This window comes from Streptomyces sp. NPDC002884, assembly GCF_040295245.1.
Classification (GTDB): domain Bacteria; phylum Actinomycetota; class Actinomycetes; order Streptomycetales; family Streptomycetaceae; genus Streptomyces.
Map to the genome: position 1 here is coordinate 253,226 of NZ_JBEOVB010000009.1, position 16,193 is coordinate 269,418.

General features: G+C 72.2%; 15 protein-coding genes. 6 read left to right on the plus strand and 9 right to left on the minus strand.

What is annotated here, in order from left to right; all coding sequences use genetic code 11:
- Positions 1–125: 125 nt before the first annotated feature.
- A complete protein-coding gene (locus tag ABT070_RS21160; RefSeq protein ID WP_351762784.1) occupies positions 126–1,220 on the plus strand; it encodes a DUF5925 domain-containing protein in 1,095 nt (364 codons plus the stop codon).
- A 172-nt stretch (positions 1,221–1,392) separates the two neighbouring features.
- Here ABT070_RS21160 and ABT070_RS21165 read toward each other — a convergent pair whose 3' ends face one another.
- Positions 1,393–1,761, minus strand: coding sequence for a GntR family transcriptional regulator (locus ABT070_RS21165; protein ID WP_351762787.1), 369 nt, complete (start codon positions 1,759–1,761; stop codon positions 1,393–1,395).
- 95 nt (positions 1,762–1,856) lie between these two features.
- Between ABT070_RS21165 and ABT070_RS21170 the strand changes: the two genes are divergently transcribed.
- The 3 genes from ABT070_RS21170 (at position 1,857) to ABT070_RS21180 (ending at position 3,673) form a co-directional block, all read left to right on the plus strand.
- Positions 1,857–2,786, plus strand: a complete 930-nt coding sequence (locus tag ABT070_RS21170) for a GNAT family N-acetyltransferase (RefSeq protein WP_351762790.1) — start codon at positions 1,857–1,859, stop codon at positions 2,784–2,786.
- Entirely contained in the window at positions 2,767–3,270 is a 504-nt protein-coding gene (locus ABT070_RS21175; RefSeq protein WP_351762793.1) for a ribonuclease FAU-1 family protein, read from the plus strand. The genes ABT070_RS21170 and ABT070_RS21175 overlap by 20 nt, the downstream gene beginning before the upstream one ends.
- A 268-nt stretch (positions 3,271–3,538) precedes the next feature.
- The gene (locus ABT070_RS21180; protein ID WP_020128204.1) at positions 3,539–3,673 is read left to right on the plus strand and encodes a hypothetical protein; all 135 of its coding nucleotides are present in this window, start codon (positions 3,539–3,541) and stop codon (positions 3,671–3,673) included.
- A 12-nt stretch (positions 3,674–3,685) separates the two neighbouring features.
- Here ABT070_RS21180 and ABT070_RS21185 read toward each other — a convergent pair whose 3' ends face one another.
- Positions 3,686–4,147 (minus strand): GNAT family N-acetyltransferase, encoded by a 462-nt coding sequence (locus ABT070_RS21185; RefSeq protein ID WP_351762796.1) that lies wholly within the window; start codon positions 4,145–4,147, stop codon positions 3,686–3,688.
- Positions 4,148–4,299: 152 nt separating this feature from the next.
- Here ABT070_RS21185 and ABT070_RS21190 point away from each other — a divergent pair, with 152 nt between their 5' ends.
- Positions 4,300–5,370 carry a lytic polysaccharide monooxygenase auxiliary activity family 9 protein gene (locus tag ABT070_RS21190; protein ID WP_351762798.1) on the plus strand — a complete coding sequence of 357 codons (1,071 nt, stop codon included), beginning with the start codon at positions 4,300–4,302 and terminating at the stop codon, positions 5,368–5,370.
- A 100-nt stretch (positions 5,371–5,470) separates the two neighbouring features.
- Here ABT070_RS21190 and ABT070_RS21195 read toward each other — a convergent pair whose 3' ends face one another.
- Positions 5,471–6,352 carry a lipase family alpha/beta hydrolase gene (locus ABT070_RS21195; protein WP_351762801.1) on the minus strand — a complete coding sequence of 294 codons (882 nt, stop codon included), beginning with the start codon at positions 6,350–6,352 and terminating at the stop codon, positions 5,471–5,473.
- A gap of 174 nt (positions 6,353–6,526) precedes the next feature.
- A complete protein-coding gene (locus ABT070_RS21200; protein ID WP_351762804.1) occupies positions 6,527–6,970 on the minus strand; it encodes a MarR family winged helix-turn-helix transcriptional regulator in 444 nt (147 codons plus the stop codon).
- 146 nt (positions 6,971–7,116) lie between these two features.
- On the opposite strand from ABT070_RS21200, the gene ABT070_RS21205 reads away from it, so the two are divergent.
- A complete protein-coding gene (locus ABT070_RS21205) occupies positions 7,117–7,491 on the plus strand; it encodes a cupin domain-containing protein (protein WP_351762806.1) in 375 nt (124 codons plus the stop codon).
- Positions 7,492–7,536: 45 nt separating this feature from the next.
- On the opposite strand, the gene ABT070_RS21210 is transcribed toward ABT070_RS21205, so the two are convergent.
- The 5 genes from ABT070_RS21210 to ABT070_RS21230 form a co-directional block, all read right to left on the minus strand.
- Positions 7,537–8,505, minus strand: coding sequence for a DNA polymerase Y family protein (locus tag ABT070_RS21210; RefSeq protein WP_351762809.1), 969 nt, complete (start codon positions 8,503–8,505; stop codon positions 7,537–7,539).
- The gene (locus tag ABT070_RS21215) at positions 8,502–12,077 is read right to left on the minus strand and encodes a DNA polymerase III subunit alpha (RefSeq protein ID WP_351762812.1); all 3,576 of its coding nucleotides are present in this window, start codon (positions 12,075–12,077) and stop codon (positions 8,502–8,504) included. The genes ABT070_RS21210 and ABT070_RS21215 overlap by 4 nt, the downstream gene beginning before the upstream one ends.
- Before the next feature lie 320 nt (positions 12,078–12,397).
- Complete coding sequence (locus ABT070_RS21220) at positions 12,398–13,480, minus strand: S1 family peptidase (protein WP_351762814.1); 1,083 nt, start codon at positions 13,478–13,480, stop codon at positions 12,398–12,400.
- Positions 13,481–13,727: 247 nt separating this feature from the next.
- The gene (locus ABT070_RS21225; RefSeq protein ID WP_351762817.1) at positions 13,728–14,576 is read right to left on the minus strand and encodes a slipin family protein; all 849 of its coding nucleotides are present in this window, start codon (positions 14,574–14,576) and stop codon (positions 13,728–13,730) included.
- 200 nt (positions 14,577–14,776) lie between these two features.
- Positions 14,777–15,688: a S1 family peptidase gene (locus tag ABT070_RS21230; RefSeq protein WP_351762820.1), complete on the minus strand. Its 912-nt coding sequence runs from the start codon at positions 15,686–15,688 to the stop codon at positions 14,777–14,779.
- Between the last annotated feature and the right edge of the window lie 505 nt (positions 15,689–16,193).

Genomic DNA, 16,193 nt, shown 5'->3' on the forward strand with positions numbered 1-16,193 from the left:
CCACGCACGCGGAACGGGAGCGGTCGCCCGCGTCCGGCACACCCGACACACCCGACACACCGGGCGTACCTCGCGCACTGCGGAAACCGGGTGCGGGCGACGCCCTTGTGCCGGATCATGGCGGCATGTCCGTACCCCCGCACGACGCACTGCCGATCCGGCTCAACGTCGACGACTCCGACTCCCCGTCCGATGTCGTCGACGCGCTGTTCCTCGGCCGCTTCGCGACGGGCGAGCAGCCGTACTCGCACGCGGTGAACATCGACCGCGTGCGCTCCGGCGCGACCCTGCTGCCACCGCACGCCCGTGTGCTGCGCGTCGCCCGGGACGAGGACCGCAGCGCCACCCTGGCCGAGGGCGACGGCTGGACGCTGCTGGTCTCCCGCTGGAACCGCGGGGCCGACGTCACGGTCACCGCGACCACCGCCGAACTGGCCGCGCAGGTGCTCGACCAGGCCACCGACGGCGCGGCGGACGAACCCGAGCCGCAGCCGGAGAACGTGACCATGGGCTTCTGGTACGTCTCGCCGCGGCGCGGCCCGCACCGCACCACCCGGCAGATCTCCGCGGGCACCTGGGACGAGGTCCGCCCCAACTACACGGCGCCCGTCGCCGACGCGCTGGACCAGCTGATGGGGACGACCCCGCAGGACATCGCCGGCCGGCTGCTCCTGCTGCACGGTCCGCCCGGCACCGGCAAGACCTCGGCGCTGCGCACGCTGGCCCGCTCCTGGCGCGAGTGGTGCCAGGTCGACTGCGTCCTGGACCCCGAGCGGCTCTTCTCCGACGTCGGCTATCTGATGGACATCGCGATCGGCGAGGAGGACGGCACCGGCAAGGGCCGCTGGCGGCTGCTGCTCCTGGAGGACTGCGACGAACTGATCCGCGGCGAGGCCAAGCACACCGCGGGCCAGGCCCTGTCCCGGCTGCTGAATCTCACCGACGGCCTCCTCGGCCAGGGCCGCAACGTCCTGGTCGGGGTCACGACCAACGAGGACCTGGAGCGCCTGCACCCCGCCGTCGTCCGCCCCGGCCGCTGTCTGGCCCGTATCGAGGTCGGCGGGCTGACCCGCCGCGAGGCCGTGGACTGGCTCGGTACGGAGGAGGGTGTCGGCCGCGAGGGCGCGACGCTGGCCGAGCTGTACGCACTGCGCCGGGGCACCTCGCCGACCTCGCTGCCGGAACCCCGGGGGCGCTCGGACGCGGGACTGTACCTGTAGGTGTGCCGACGGGGGTGCGACGCTGTACGTCGGCACGTCCGGCCGGCGGTACAGCGCTCCTGGGGGTGACCCGTACACGCGGCGTGCTCGCCGCACCCTGCTGATCACCGCGCCCTTCCGGTCACCGCACGCGGCCGGTCACCGCCCACCGCTGGTCACCGATCACCGCCGATCACCGGTCGTAGGCCGCCCGCAGGGCGTCCCGCACGGCGGCCGAGGCCTGTTCCTCGGTGAGTCCCAGCCGCAGCACCCGCTCGGCGTAGGCCTGCGCGGCGCCAGCCGCCTCGCGCTCCGCCGCCGGTCCGGCAGCGGCGACGAACGTGCCGTTGCGCCCCCGGGTCTCGATCACCCCGTCCCCCTCCAGCGCCCGGTACGCCTTGGCGACGGTGTTCGCGGCGAGGCCGAGCGACTCGGCCAGGCCCCGCACCGTCGGCAGGCGGTAGCCGACCGGCAGCGCCCCCGACCGCGCCTGCTCGGCGATCTGCGCCCGCACCTGCTCGTAGGGCGCGGCGCTCTCATCGATGTGGATCTTCAAGGTCACGGGCCGATTGTCCCGCACCCGCCGGGGAACGGGCGCGCGGGCGGAGCGGAAAATGGGAGGCAGCCGGGCACCGCCCGACCGTAGCGTGCGCTCACATGACCGTCATCGTGCGCGACCTGCGTCCCGGGACGCCCGCCGACATCGAGGGCTTCATCCGGGTCCGGCACCTCGCCCTGCCCCATGTGTTCTTCAGCCCGGCCTCCGTGCTGCACGGCCTCTCGCTGTCCCGCCCCGACGCCCATGCCCGCAAGCTGGTCGCCGTGGAGGACGGCGAGATCATCGGCACGGCCCAGGTGGGTCTCGCCCAGGACAGCCCCGAGTCCGGCCAGGGGTCCCTCAACGTGTACGTGGACCCCGCGCGCACCGGGCGTGGCGCGGGCACCCTGCTGGTCCGTACCGCCGAGGAACATCTGGCGGCCCACGGGGCGACGAAGCTGTTCGCCTGGGTCCTGGACGAGCCGGCCGACCGTGCCTTCGCCGAACGGCACGGCTACCGGTCGAGCCGCTCCGCGCACTTCCTCCGCCTGGACCTGGCCGCTGCCGCGCTGCCCCCGCTCCAGGACCCCCCGCCCGGCGTGGAGCTGCGCACGGCCGCCGACTTCGCCGACGACCCGCGCCCGCTGTTCGCGCTGGACGCGGAGGCGGGCTCGGACGAACCCGGCGACATCGCCACCGAGTTCACGGACTACCCGGCCTGGGTCGACGAGTACTGGAAGCATCCGCATCTGGACCGGGAGCTGACCTCGGTCGCCGTGGCGGGCGGCCGCCCCGTCGCCTTCACCGTGGCCCACACCCACGAGGGCGGCCGGTACTCCACGGGCATGACCGGCACCGCCCGCGACCACCGCGGCCGGGGCCTGGCCAAGCTCGTCAAGAACGACTCGCTGCACCGGGCCCGCGCAGCGGGGTACACGGAGGCCCGCACGGGCAACGACGCGGACAACGGGCCGATGCTCGCGATCAACAAGTGGTTCGGGTACGAGATCTGTGCGACGGAGGTGCGGTATGTCCGTGAACTCGGCTGAGCCGGCGGGTTCGGTGGACGTCGTCCTCGTCAAGGGCGGCCGGACGAAGATCCGTTACGCGGCCGGGCTGCTGTCCGACGACGGCACCCGGATCATCGTGCGCGCCCCCTGGGCGGGCGACGCCGTACGCGACTTCGGCTTCGTCCGCTTCGAGGCGGGTGACGTCTTCACCGAGTACTACTGGCGGGACCGCTGGTACGCGGTGAAGGAGGTGCGCGACGCGACGGGCGCCCTGAAGGGCTGGTACTGCGACATCACCCGCCCGGCCACGCTGTCCGGCGGTGAACTGGTCGTCGAGGACCTCGACCTTGACCTGTGGCGCTCCGCCGACGGGACGGACGTACGACGACTGGACGAGGACGAGTTCGAGGAGAGCGGGCTGGCGGAGCGGGACCCGGCGGCCGCGGCCGCCGCGGTGACCGCGCTCGACGAGCTGGAGGCGCTGGCCACCGTCGAGGGCGGCCTGGAGTCGCTGCTGGAGTGACTGGAGTGAGGGGCCGCCGGTTGCGCAGCCGGGTCGCGCAGACCGTGGTCCGGCTCCTCGTCGAAGGCGGCCGCCGCCGCGTCCCGGTCGACACTCGGCGCGGTCGTTTCGTCACTCTTTTTCCTCATGTGCCCAAGAGTGACACCCACCACTGACAATCGAATCGTGACAGTCGCCACTGACAGAAGGGGGGCCGATGAGGAACTCTCCCCCAAAGGGTCTACCTCCGTGAGAACGCGGAACCCGGTGGCACCTGAAGGAGGCAGCCATGCGCCGTACGACCGTGCAGAAGCCCCTGAAGAAGACGGACTCCCGCCGGATCCGCGACGAGGTCGACGAACGGCCGGCCGGACGCCCCGAGGTGCGCAAGGACATCGCCCGCACCTGGTGGCCGGACGGCTGAGCGACGCCGCGTTCAGTCGAGCCGCTTGCGGTAGTGAAGGCGGTCGTACGGTCCGTCCATGCGCCGCTCCACGAACACGTAGCCGTACTTCGGGTAGATCTCCTGGTTCTCCCACATCATCGCGTTCGTGCAGAGCCTGACCTCGGACAGGCCCAGCGCACGCGCGTGTGCGTCCACGAAGTGCAGCAGCCGCCGCCCGATGCCCTTGCCATGGGCGTCGGGACGGACGGCGATGCTGTCGAGGAACAGGTGGTCGGTGAACGCCTCGACCACCACGAGGCCGACCACCCCGCCACCGAGCGGGTCGCCGGTCACGAACACCTTCCCCGCGGCCACGTTCGCCGCGTGGTCCGCCTCCATGGGAGGCGGCACCTGCCCGATGCGCGCGATGTAGGGCGTGTACGCCGCGTCCGTCACGGCCTTCACGGCCGGCACGTCGGCCGCCGTGGCGGGCCGGATCTCCTCGTTCGTCATGCCCTGGACGTTACCTACCTGATCCCCGGCTCAGCGCTTCCTTAAGGCGACCCTAAAGATCGCCACGGACCGCCCCGAGCGGGTGTTTTCGCGGTTTCTTGGTTCCGGCACACATCAGGCCACCACCTGTTCCGGTTCCGAGGAGTTCCCCCATGCCCGCACGCCGCAAGGCCGCCGCCGTCGTCGCCTCCGTCGGGCTGATCCCGCCGGTCCTGACCGTGCTGGCCGCCGCGCCCGCCGCCGCGCACGGGTCGATGGGCGATCCGGTCAGCCGGGTCGCCCAGTGCTACGCGGAGGGTCCGGAGAGCCCGAAGTCGGACGCGTGCCGGGCCGCGGTCGCGGCGGGCGGGACCCAGGCGCTGTACGACTGGAACGGCATCCGCATCGGCGACGCCGGCGGCCGCCACCAGGAGCTGATCCCGGACGGCAAGCTGTGCAGCGCGAACAACGAGGAGTTCAAGGGCCTGGACCTGGCCCGCGCCGACTGGCCGGCGACGAGCGTCGGCAGCGGCTCGTACACCTTCAAGTACCGCGTGACCGCCCCGCACAAGGGCACCTTCAAGGTCTACCTCACCAAGGCCGGCTACGCCGCCGCCGGGCCGCTGGCCTGGTCCGACCTCGACCTCGAGCACCCGGTGGCGACGGCCACCGACCCGGTCGCGGCGGGCGGCTTCTACACCTTCTCCGGAACCCTGCCCGAGCGTTCGGGCAAGCAGCTGCTGTATGCGATCTGGCAGCGCTCGGACAGCCCGGAGGCGTTCTACTCCTGCTCGGACGTGACGTTCGGGGGAACGGGCGCCGGCGCCGGCACCGGAACGGGTACTGGAGCGGGGGCCGGTTCCGGTACCGCGCCGTCCGCCTCCGCGCCCTCCGAGGAGCAGATCGAGGACGGCGCCGACAAGTCGACGATCGAGCACCACGGTCACGGGGACGACGACGCCACCACGACGACGGACCCGACCGGCGACCCGGCGACCGACCCGACGAGCGGGCCGTCCGCCACGGCCGAGCCCGCCGCCGCGGCCGGGTCGCCCGGCACGGCCGACGAGCCGAGGGCGGCCGGCGCCGGATCGGGTTCGGGCAAGAGCCTCGCGGAGACCGGCGGCGACGGCAGCGCCCCCTACCTCGCGGTGGGCGGCGCGGCCGTCCTGGCGCTGGGCGCGGCGCTGCTCTTCGGGTCGGTGCGCAGGCGGGCGATGAGCGGCGGACGCCACGGCCGCTGAGCCGCCGTCCCCTTCGAGAACTCCGGGGCCTGACCGGCGGCTCAGGTCGGACAGGCCCCGGCGGAACACCTGCGCGCCGGCGTGTCAGCTCGTCAGCTCGTCAGCTGAAGACGGACGCGCAGGTGGTGGCGGTGGCGCGGGACGGGTCGAGCGCGTTGGCCACCTCGTGGAAGGCGATCCGGTCGAACAGACCGATCGCCAGGTGCTCGGAGAGGTCCACCGGGCACAGGTCCTGGAGCAGGACGTTGTGCACGTCGGATCCGCTGAGGTACTGGGTGCGCCACGGCGTGACCACTTCGTCGTACTTGGTGGCGATGACGGTGTAGCGGACGCCGGCGACGGTGTCGCCGCCCGCGTTGAGCTTGGTGAGGAAGGCCGATCCGGCGACCTGGTCGGCGAGGCCGGGGGTGGCGGTCGAGAGCAGGTCCTCGGCGCCCGGGAAGTAGGGCAGCAGGTTGGCGAGTCCGCTCAGTGTGGTGCCGTGGTTGTCGGGCGCGATGCCGACGAGCGCGTTGACCTTGGCGGCTCCGCCGAGGAACTTCAGGTAGTAGCGGGGCATCAGGCCGCCCTGCGAGTGGCCGACGAGGTCGGCCTCGGCGGCGCCGGTCGCGGCGAGCACCTTGTCGACGAAGGTGGAGAGCTGCGCGGCCGACTTGTCGATGGGTCCGAGGCCGTTGAAGAACGGGACGCCCGGCAGTTGGCCGTAGTCGACGGAGAAGACGCAGTAGCCGCGGACCGTGAGGTACGGGGCGAGGGCCAGCCAGTTGTCGACCGAGTTGCCGAAGGTACCGTGCACGAGGACGACGGGGCGGGGGTGGGCGGCGGAGGGCTTGCAGCGGTAGTCGTTCCAGCCGCTCGACGAGGCGGCGGTGGAGTCGGTGGCGGTGGAGTCGGCGTGGGCGGCGCCGGCGGGGACGATCGCGGCCACGGCGGCCAGCAGCAGTGCGGCGAGTGGTCTGAGCGCGCGTTTCCAGGGCAGCATCGGGTGATCTCCTTGCGGCTCAAGGGGAGGTGCGATGGTCTTACGCCCTGTGACCCGGATCACGAGGATGCTGTTCACTCGTCAAGTTACGGGCGAGTAGCTGAACTGTGAAGTTACGCGTCAGTAAAAACTTCCAGTGATAGCCACCGCCGGTCGGGATCGCTGATAGCGCCGTCACCAAGCGGGGCGAATGGGCCCATGGGGGGCGATGCGCGACAACTGGTCGCGCAGAACGCGCACTTCACCCTCGCCGAGCACGGCGACCCACGCCCGCACCGCCTCGGCGGCCGCCTCCTCCGCCGCCCGGGTGCACTCCCAACCGCGTTCGGTGAGCACGACCAACCGGGCCCGCGCGTCCCCGGGGTGCGGGCGGCGCTCGACATACCCCTTCCGCACGAGCTCCTCGACGAGCTGACTCGCCGCCTGCTTGGTGACCCCGAGGTGCGCGCCCAGCTCGGTGACCGTGGCGCCGTCCGGGGCGAGCCGGGTGAAGGCGAAGCCGTAGGCGGGCCGCCCCTCGAATCCACGGGCGAGGACGCCGTCGTTGATGCGCTGGGTGAGTTCACCCGCGGCGGCGAGCAGGGCGGCGGTGAGGGCGATGGCTTCGGAGTTCTGCACGTCTGCATTGAAACATTCTTGACAGATTGGTCAAGCAGCTTGACCATGGGACCAGATGGTCAATCTACTTGACCATCTTCCGGCCCGCTTCGAGCGTGCGACCAGCAGCGACGCCCGCCAGAAGCCGCAACCGACAGGAGACACCCATGCCCGTCGTCCGTTCGTCCGACGCCGTCACCCACGAGATCCACGGGGCCCGCTTCGTCTCGTACGCCACTCCCCGCACCGGCAGCAAGGAGCTGTGCGCCTGGAGGGGCGAGATCCCCGCCGGGACGAAGGCTCCCGCGCACACCGTCAACCGGGAGGAGATCTTCCATCTGCTCGTCGGCGAGCTAATCCTCACGCTCGACGGCAGCGCCGAGCGGATCAGGGCCGGAGACACGGTGATCGTCAATCCGGGGACGACCCTGGCCGTCGAGAACCCGACCGATCACACCGCGCTCTCCTGGGTCACCACGTCCATCGGCCTGGAGGCGGAGCTGGCCGACGGGACCCTGATCACTCCCCCGTGGGCCAACTGACCCCGACCTCCACCTCCACACCGTTCCGCCGCCCTCGCCCTCGCCTCACGCCGCCAGCGTCCCGGGCTTCAGCGCCCCCGGCCCGAACTTCGCCCGCACCCGGTCGGCCACCTCCTCGATCCGGCGGACCTTCTCGTCCACGGGATCGAAGGTGAGCTGGTGGGAGGCCTGGTCGGCGGGGCCGAGGGCCTCGGCGCGCAGGACGATCGCGCGGACCCGGGCGCGTTGCAGACCGAGCGCCTCGTACAGGCCGTACGCCGTTCTCGTCAGGGCCGCCGAGTGCGCGGTCGGCTCCCCGAGGGTGCGGCTGCGGGTGGTGCCGGAGCGGTCCGCATAGCGCACGGTGAGGGTCAGGGTGCGGCAGACCTTCTCCACGGCGCGCAGCCGGGCGCCCAGTTCCCCGGCGGCCGAGAGAAGCGCGCGGCGATGCCGGTCGGGGTCCGACTCGTCCCGCCCGAAGGGGCGTTCGGTGGCCAGGGAGCGGGATACGGCGTTCGGCACGACCCGGCCGCGGTCGACGCCGTTCGCCTTCTCGTGCAGTTCCCGGCCCGCCTTCGCGCCGACCAGACGCTGGAGCGTGGACAGGGGTGCGGCGGCGACCCGGCCGAGGGTGTCGAGGCCGTACTCGCACAGGGTGCGGGCGGTCGCCGTACCGACACCGGGCAGCGCGACGACGGGCCTCTCGGCGAGGAACTCCCGCACCCCGTCCTCGGGGACCGCGCACGTCACCCCGGGCCGGGCGCCCCGCAGCGCCATGCGGGCCGACATCGGGCCGGGACCCGCGCCGATCACGCAGTCGACCCCGTGCAGCGCGAGCGCGCGCACCCTGATCACCGACGCCAGCTCGACCGCGCTGCGCCCGAAGTACCGTTCGGCGCCGCGCAGATCGGCCAGCGCCCCGTCCGGGGGCAACGCCTCGACGACCGGCGTGAACTCCTCCAGCAGCCCGAGCAGCGCCGGCAGGGCGGCCTCGTCCGTCGAAGGCAGCTGGAAACGTACGCAGAGGATGGTCATCCCGCACTCCCCGGACTCTGGTGCCACAACTTCCTTCCCACCGCGGGCCCTTCGCCCGCGGGGCGCAGATCGGCCCAGGGGTGCATCTCGTACCCCGTGGGCATGCGGATGCGACGCTGCTCCCCCGCGTCCCGGGCGGCCGAGCCCGCCGGTGCGGGCAGCCCGTCCGAACCGGCGAGCCGGCCGCGCGCCGGGCCGTCGGCGCCCGCGTCGGGGGAACCCGCGTCGGGGGATCCCGTGTCCGGGGCGCCACCGGGGTCGGCCAGCCGGGCCGCGACCCCTTCCAGCCCCTCGTCCCGGCGCACCTCCAGCAGTTCGGCGAGGTTCCAGGCGGCGGCGCCCACCACGCTGAGGCTGCGCGGGCCGCGCCGCTGCACCACCCCGCGCACCAGCAGCAGCCAGGAGTGGAAGACGGTGTGCGCGCAGGCGTCGTGGGAGTCGTCGAAGAAGGCGAGGTCGACCAGGCCGGTGCCGTCGTCCAGGGTGGTGAAGATGACCCGCTTGCCGGACCGGATCGGCGGGGTCTGGGTGGCCGCCTTGGCACCCGCCACCAGGACCGTCTCCCCGTGCCGGGTCTCGCGCAGCCGGCGCGCCGACACCACGCCGAGTTCGCCGAGGAAGCTCCGGTGGTCGTCCATCAGATGGCGCGAGGCGTCCATGGACAGCACACCCAGTTCGGCGCTGAGCTTCTCGGCGGAGGACAGGTCCGGCAGTCCGGCGGGGTCGGTCTTCCGGCCGCCCGCCAGGGGGAGTTGGCCCCCGCCCGCGCCCCGGGCGCCTCGGTGCAGTTCGGTCAGGTGCAGTTGCAGATCACGCCGGTTGGCGCCGAACGCGTCCAGCGCGCCGACCTGTGCGAGCCGCGCGGCGAGCGGACGGCTCGGCCGCGCCCGTTCCCAGAAGTCCAGCAGCGAGGCGTACGGCTGCCCGTCCGCGATCCGTGCCGCCTCGGCCTCGGTGATGCCGTACACGTCGGACAGGGCGAGCCGCAGTCCCCATACCCCTGAACCGGATGGATCAGGGCCTGCGCCGGATGGATCCGACCCCGAATCAGACACCAGTTCGATACGGTGGGCGACCGCCGACCTGTTCACGTCCAACGGCAGCACCGGCACCCCCCGCCGTCGCGCGTCCGCCAGCAGCAGCCGCTTCGGGTACATCCCGGGGTCATGGGTGAGCAACCCGGCGTAGAAGGCGGCCGGGTGGTGCGCCTTCAGCCACGCCGACTGGTACGTCGGCACGGCGAAGGCGACCGCGTGCGCCTTGCAGAAGCCGTACGAGCCGAACGCCTCGATGATCTCCCAGGTCCGCTGAATCGTTTCTGCGTCATATCCGCCGACCGCCGCGTGCTGGGCGAACCACACCTTGATCCGCCCCTGCGACTCCGGATCCGACAGCCCGCGCCGGACCCGGTCCGCCTCGCCGCGCCCGCAGCCGGTCATGATGGCGACGATGTCGATGATCTGCTCGTGGAAGACGACGACCCCGTAGGTGTCCCGCAGCGGCTCCGCCAGATCCGGATGCGGATACCGGACCGGCGCCCGCCCGTGCCGCGCCTCGATGAACGGCCGCACCATGTCGGCGGCGACCGGCCCGGGCCGGAAGAGCGAGATGTCGACGACGAGATCGTGGAAGGTGGCCGGCTGCAGCCGTCCCACCAGGTCCCGCTGCCCCGGCGACTCGATCTGGAAGCATCCCAGCGTCTCGGTGGACCGGATGAGCCGGTACGTCGCCGGATCGCCGCCCTTCAGCGTGTCCAGGTCGATCCGCTCCCCCGTCGCCCGCGCCACCTCGCCCACCGCGTGCGCCATCGCCGACTGCATCCGCACGCCCAGCACGTCCAGCTTGAGCAGCCCGAGGTCCTCGACGTCGTCCTTGTCGAACTGGGCCATCGGGAACCCCTCGCCGCTGGTCGGCATGACCGGCGTACGGGAGAGCAGGGAGGCGTCGGAGAGGAGCACCCCGCACGGATGCATGGCGACTCCGCGCGGGAGGGCGTCGAGGGACTCGACCAGCTCCCAGAACCGCCCGTACCTCTCCTTCTCCGCCGCCAGCGACCTGAGTTCGGGCAGTTCCTCCAGCGCCGCCCGGGCGTCGCGCGCCCGGATGTGCGGGAAGGACTTGGCGATGCGGTCGATGTCGGCCGGGTCCATGGACAGGGCCGCGCCGACGTCCCGGACGGCGTGGCGGACCCGGTAGGTCTCCGGCATCGCGACCGTCGCGACCCGCTCGGTGCCGAACCGGCCGATGATCGCCCGGTAGACCTCCAGCCGGCGCGCGGACTCCACGTCGATGTCGATGTCCGGCAGCACGACCCGCTCCTTGGACAGGAAGCGCTCCATCAGCAGCCCGTGCTCGACGGGATCGGCGTTCGCGATGCCGAGCAGGTGGTTCACCAGCGAGCCCGCGCCGGAGCCGCGGGCCGCGACCCGGATACCCATCGCCCTCACGTCGTCCACGACCTGGGCGACCGTCAGGAAGTACGAGGCGAAGCCGTGGTGGGCGATGATGTCCAGCTCCCGGTGCATCCGCTCCCAGTGGGCGCGCTTCCCGGAGTGGCCGCGCAGCACCATCCCGGCCGCCGCCCGGGAGGCCAGCGTCCGCTGGGCGGTGCGGCGGCCCGCGCCGACGAGGTGCGGCTCGGGGAAGTGGACGGCGCCCATGCCGAGGTCGTCCTCGGGGTCGACCAGGCACTCGGCGGCCGTCGCCCGTGTCTGTTCCAGCAGGTGGTGCGCGGTGTCGCGCCGGTAGCCCGCGGCCTCGACGATCCGTTCGGCCGCGCCCAGCATCGCGCCCGCGTCCTTGAGCCAGGCCTCCCCGGAGTCCAGCTCCTTCGCCGGGTCGACGGGGACCAGCCGACGGGCGGCGTCCAGGACGTCCGCGACCGGGCCCTGACCGGGGTCGGCGTACCGGACGGCGTTGCTGAGGACGGGCCGGATCCGCTGTTCGGCGGCGAAGCCGACGGTGCGGGCGGCCAGCCGCAGGGAACCGGGTCCGGTGCCGGTGCGCCCGTGCCAGACGGCCTCCAGCCGCAGGGCGTCGCCGTACACCTCCCGCCAGGGGACGAGGAGCTTCGCCGCGCGGTCCGGCCGGCCCGCGGCGAGTGCGCGGCCGACGTCGGAGGCGGGACCGAGCAGGACGGTCAGGCCGGCGCCGTGGCTCTCGGCCCAGGGCAGCAGCGGGGTCCCCTCGCCCCCGTGCGCGGCCGTGACGATCCGGCACAGGTCGCCCCAGCCCCGGGCTCCGTCGCGGGCGAGGAAGGTGACGCGGGGTGTCGACTCGTCGATGAAGGCGCCGCCGCGCACGGGAGTGCGGCGCCTGTCCCGCCGTACGGACGCGTCGTCCTGCGGCCGCTCGGGGGGCGCCACCGCCAGGTCCACCCCGAACAGCGGGCGCACGCCCGCCTTCGCGCAGGCCTTGGCGAAGCGGACCGTGCCGGCGAGGGTGTCGCGGTCGGTGAGGGCGAGGGCGTCCATCCCCCGCTCCGAGGCGCGCTCGGCCAGCCGCTCCGGGTGCGAGGCGCCGTAGCGCAGGGAGAACCCGGAGACGGTGTGCAGATGCGTGAACCCTGGCATCCGCACCTCCCACTAATCGAACATCAGTTCCCAACTCTCCCACCCCCACCATAGACCAATTTCCGAACATGTGTACGACAGCCGCGAGAACGCCTCCCACCTGCGGAAACACCCCGCGACCCGGGCTGCGGGGAACTGCGGGGACATGACACCGACCCCAGGCGCCGACACACCCCACGGCTCCCCCCGACGCCCCCTCCCCCGGCTCCTCCTCCGACCCGCGGTGCGGGCCGTGCGCACCGCGCCGGATACGCGTGAAGCCCCGCCCCTCACACTCGGGGCGGGACTTCAGCCGCTCAGAAGGCTGCGCTACGGGACCGTCAGCCGATCTGCGCCCCCGTCGCCGACAGTGCCTCCGTCACCGGCTGGAAGAACGTCTCCCCGCCGGAGGTGCAGTCGCCGCTGCCGCCCGAGGTCAGGCCGACGGCGCTGCTGCCCGAGAAGAGGGAGCCGCCGCTGTCGCCGGGCTCGGCGCAGACGTCGGTCTGGACGAGTCCGTTGACGATGTCGCCGTTGCCGTAGTTCACCGTGGCGTCCAGGCCGGTGACCGTGCCGGAGTGGACCTGGGTGGTCGAGCCACTGCGGGTGACCTTCATCCCGACGGTGGCCTCGGCGGCGCCGGTGATCTGCTGGGCCGAGCCGTTGTAGAGGTCGACCTCGCTGGGGTGGGCGACCTCGGCGGTGTACTTGACCAGCCCGTAGTCGTTGTCCGGGAAGCTGGACACCTCGTTGGCGCCGATCTCGGTGCCGGAGGAGTCCGACCAGGTGGAGATGGCGTCGGTGCAGTGCCCGGCGGTCAGGAAGTACGGCTGGCCGCCCTTGACCACGTTGAAGCCGAGGGAGCAGCGCCCGGTGCCGCCGGTGATGGCGTCGCCGCCCGCGATGAAGGGTGTGAACTCCCCCTTGGTGCGCTGGAGTTCGGCCACCTGGCCGAGCCCGTCGACGACCTTGGTGAGCTTGGCCCACTCGGCGTCGGAGACGGTGCGGTCGGCGGTGACGACGACCTGGTTGGTGGTCGGGTCGGTCACCCAGGCGGTGCCCGGGACGGACGCGTCCGCCTTGAGCTTCGTACGGGCTCCGGTCAGTTCGGCGAGGGAGTTCTCGACGATTCTGGCCTTGGCGCCGGCCGCCTCGACGGTCTTCGCGGCGGCGGCGTCGAGGACGTTCACCACGAGGCTCTTGCTCTTCGCGTCGTAGTACGTGCCCGCCGCGTCGGCGCCGAGGTCCTGGCCGAGGGTCGAGGCGAGCTTTCCGGCCGCGAAGGCCGAGAGGGGGGCGGGCTGCGAGGTCTTCGCAGGCTCACTGGCGTTCGCAGTCTGGAAGGTGACTCCGGCTGCGACGAGCGCGGCGATACCCGCACCCGTCATGACCGTCCGCCGCCCGGATATGCGTCGGTGCTTCAACTCGCGTCCTCCTGTGGGGGGGGCGGCCCGGGCGGTTATGGGGACAGCGCCGGGCCGGAAGGCTGGTTGACGGGCGCCCACTCTTCCGAACCGCACAGGGAGCACACAAGGTCGACTTCAGGACGCGCACAGGGTGAACACCGCGCGCCCTCCACGCCTTCACCACCCCGGGCCATCCCCTGGCCACCACAGGAAAATTCGCACTGCAAACGCTACGCGTGAGTAACCACTCACGCGGCGGTGAGGTCTAGTCCTGGCCGGAACCCGACTCCGCCGCCGGCGGCGGAGGTGTGGAAGTGGTCGGGGGTGTGGAGGACGTCGGGGGAAGCGGTTGCTGCTGCTGGGCACGCTCCAGGAACCTCAGCAGCTCCACCGGGAACGGGAGCACCAGCGTGGAGTTCTTCTCGGCGGCGACCGCCACCACCGTCTGGAGCAGCCGCAGCTGGAGCGCGGCGGGCTGCTCGGACATCTCCTTCGCCGCCTCGGCGAGCTTCTTCGACGCCTGGAGCTCGGCGTCGGCGTTGATGATCCGGGCCCGCCGCTCCCGGTCGGCCTCGGCCTGCCGGGCCATCGAGCGCTTCATCGTCTCCGGCAGGGAGACGTCCTTGATCTCCACCCGGTCGATGGTGACGCCCCACTCCACGGCCGGGCTGTCGATCATCAACTCCAGTCCCTGGTTCAGCTTTTCGCGGTCGGACAGCAGATCGTCCAGATCGCTCTTGCCGATGATGGACCGCAGGGAGGTCTGCGCCATCTGCGAGACGGCGAACCGGTAGTCCTCCACCCGGACGACCGCCTCGGCCGGCGAGGTCACCTTGAAGTAGACGACGGCGTCCACGCGCACGGTGACGTTGTCCCGGGTGATGCCCTCCTGTCCGGGCACCGGCATCGTGACGATCTGCATGTTGACCTTCCGGAGCCGGTCGACGCCCGGAAGGATCAGGGCCAGCCCGGGGCCGCGCACCTCGGGCCGGAGCTTCCCGAGCCGGAAGACCACGCCCCGCTCGTACTGCTTGACGACCCGCGCCGCCGCCGCCACGTACACCGCTCCGGCGGACACCAGCGCGACGCCCGCCACCACCAGCTCCTCGACCATGGCCGGCCCCCAAGGGTCCACAGCACTGCCCGCGCATCACTGCCTGTACTCCGACGGTAACCCTGGCCCCGGGCAAGAGCGAGCCCCCGCACGCCGGTTGCGTACGGGGGCTCGCCTGCGATCGGCCACAGGCCAGGTGGAGCGGTCCCGCGTGAGGCCTCCTGCGCAAGGGCCCCTGCGCGAGGGCTCCCGCGTGGGGACTAGAAGACGCTGACGCCGTAGCGGCTCAGGGCCTCGGTCACGGGCTGGAAGAAGGTCGTACCGCCCGAGGTGCAGTTGCCGCTGCCACCGGAGGTCAGACCCAGCGCGACACCGCCGGAGGTGTAGAGGGCTCCGCCGGAGTCGCCTCCCTCGGCGCAGACGTTGGTCTGGATCATCTGGTAGACCACGTCGCCGCTGCCGTAGTTGACCGTGGCGTTGAGGGCGGTCACCCGGCCGGTGTGGATACCGGTCGTGGAGCCGTCCCGGATGACCGACTGGCCGACGGTGGCGTTGCCGGCGCTGGTGATGTCGGTGTTGCCCGCGGTGCCCGCCTTGGCGACCGAGGTGTTGGTGTAGCGGACCAGCGCGTAGTCGTTGGTCGGGAAGCTGTAGCCGGAGTTCGTGCCCAGCACGGTGGTCTGACCGGAGTTGGAGTACCAGGTCGAGGCGACCTCGCCGCAGTGCCCGGCGGTCAGGAAGTAGTAGGTGCTCCCGCTGACGACGTTGAAGCCGAGCGAGCAACGGTAGCCGCCGCCGTAGATGGCGTCGCCGCCGCCGATCAGCTTGTTGAACTTGCCCGGGGTGTGCTTGATGGTGAGCGCGCCGGCGTTGTCGCCCGCCGCTTCCTTGATCTGCGCGATCTCGGCGTCCGAGACCGTGCTGTCGACGGTGACCATGAGGCGGTTGGTCTTGCTGTCGACCGCCCAGGCGGTGCCCGGGATGTCCGCCTGGAGCACCGAGTCGCCGGCGCTCTTCAGTTCGGCGGTACTGAAGGTGGCGGTGTCGGCCGCGCTTGCGTGGGGGATGGCGATGGCGGCGGCGGCCACGAGTCCGGTGGCCACGGCGGTCAGCCGGGTCCGTCTCGAGATACCGCTCGTGGGGGTGGTGGGGGTGGTGCGCTTGATCCTCACGTTTCGTTCCCTCCCAGGGGAAGTCGGGGGCCCGTGGTGTGGGGTCGGGGCCCGTGAGGCGCAGCCAGGGACCGACGTTCGTCCGGATTTCGGACACGCCGTGACCCTGACAAGCGCTGAGGGGGAGTATTCGGCCGAACGGCCGGTCGGCGCAAGGGCGCCTTTCGGCCGTCAGACCTTCAACGAACTGCGTGAGTTGAGCCCTCTTGCAGCCTCTTGCCCCAGCTCAGACCAGGTTGCGCTCCCCTGCCTCGACCGCCACGTCCTATGTGTTCCCCGGCGGCGGGCAGGGGCGGAGGAAAGCATCCGCACAGGCGCACGGAGGCGGTACGGCCCGGTCGAGGTCGACGGTCGTGCGTCCGTCCGCGTCGGGTGCGCCGGAGTACGGGAACCGGAACCGGTAGCTGCTCACGCCGCCGGCGGACACGGCCCACGGCGAACCGTCGCCCCGCGCGCTCACCTGGCGGGCAGCCGCTGCCCGGCCAGGACGAACGCCGGTTCTCCG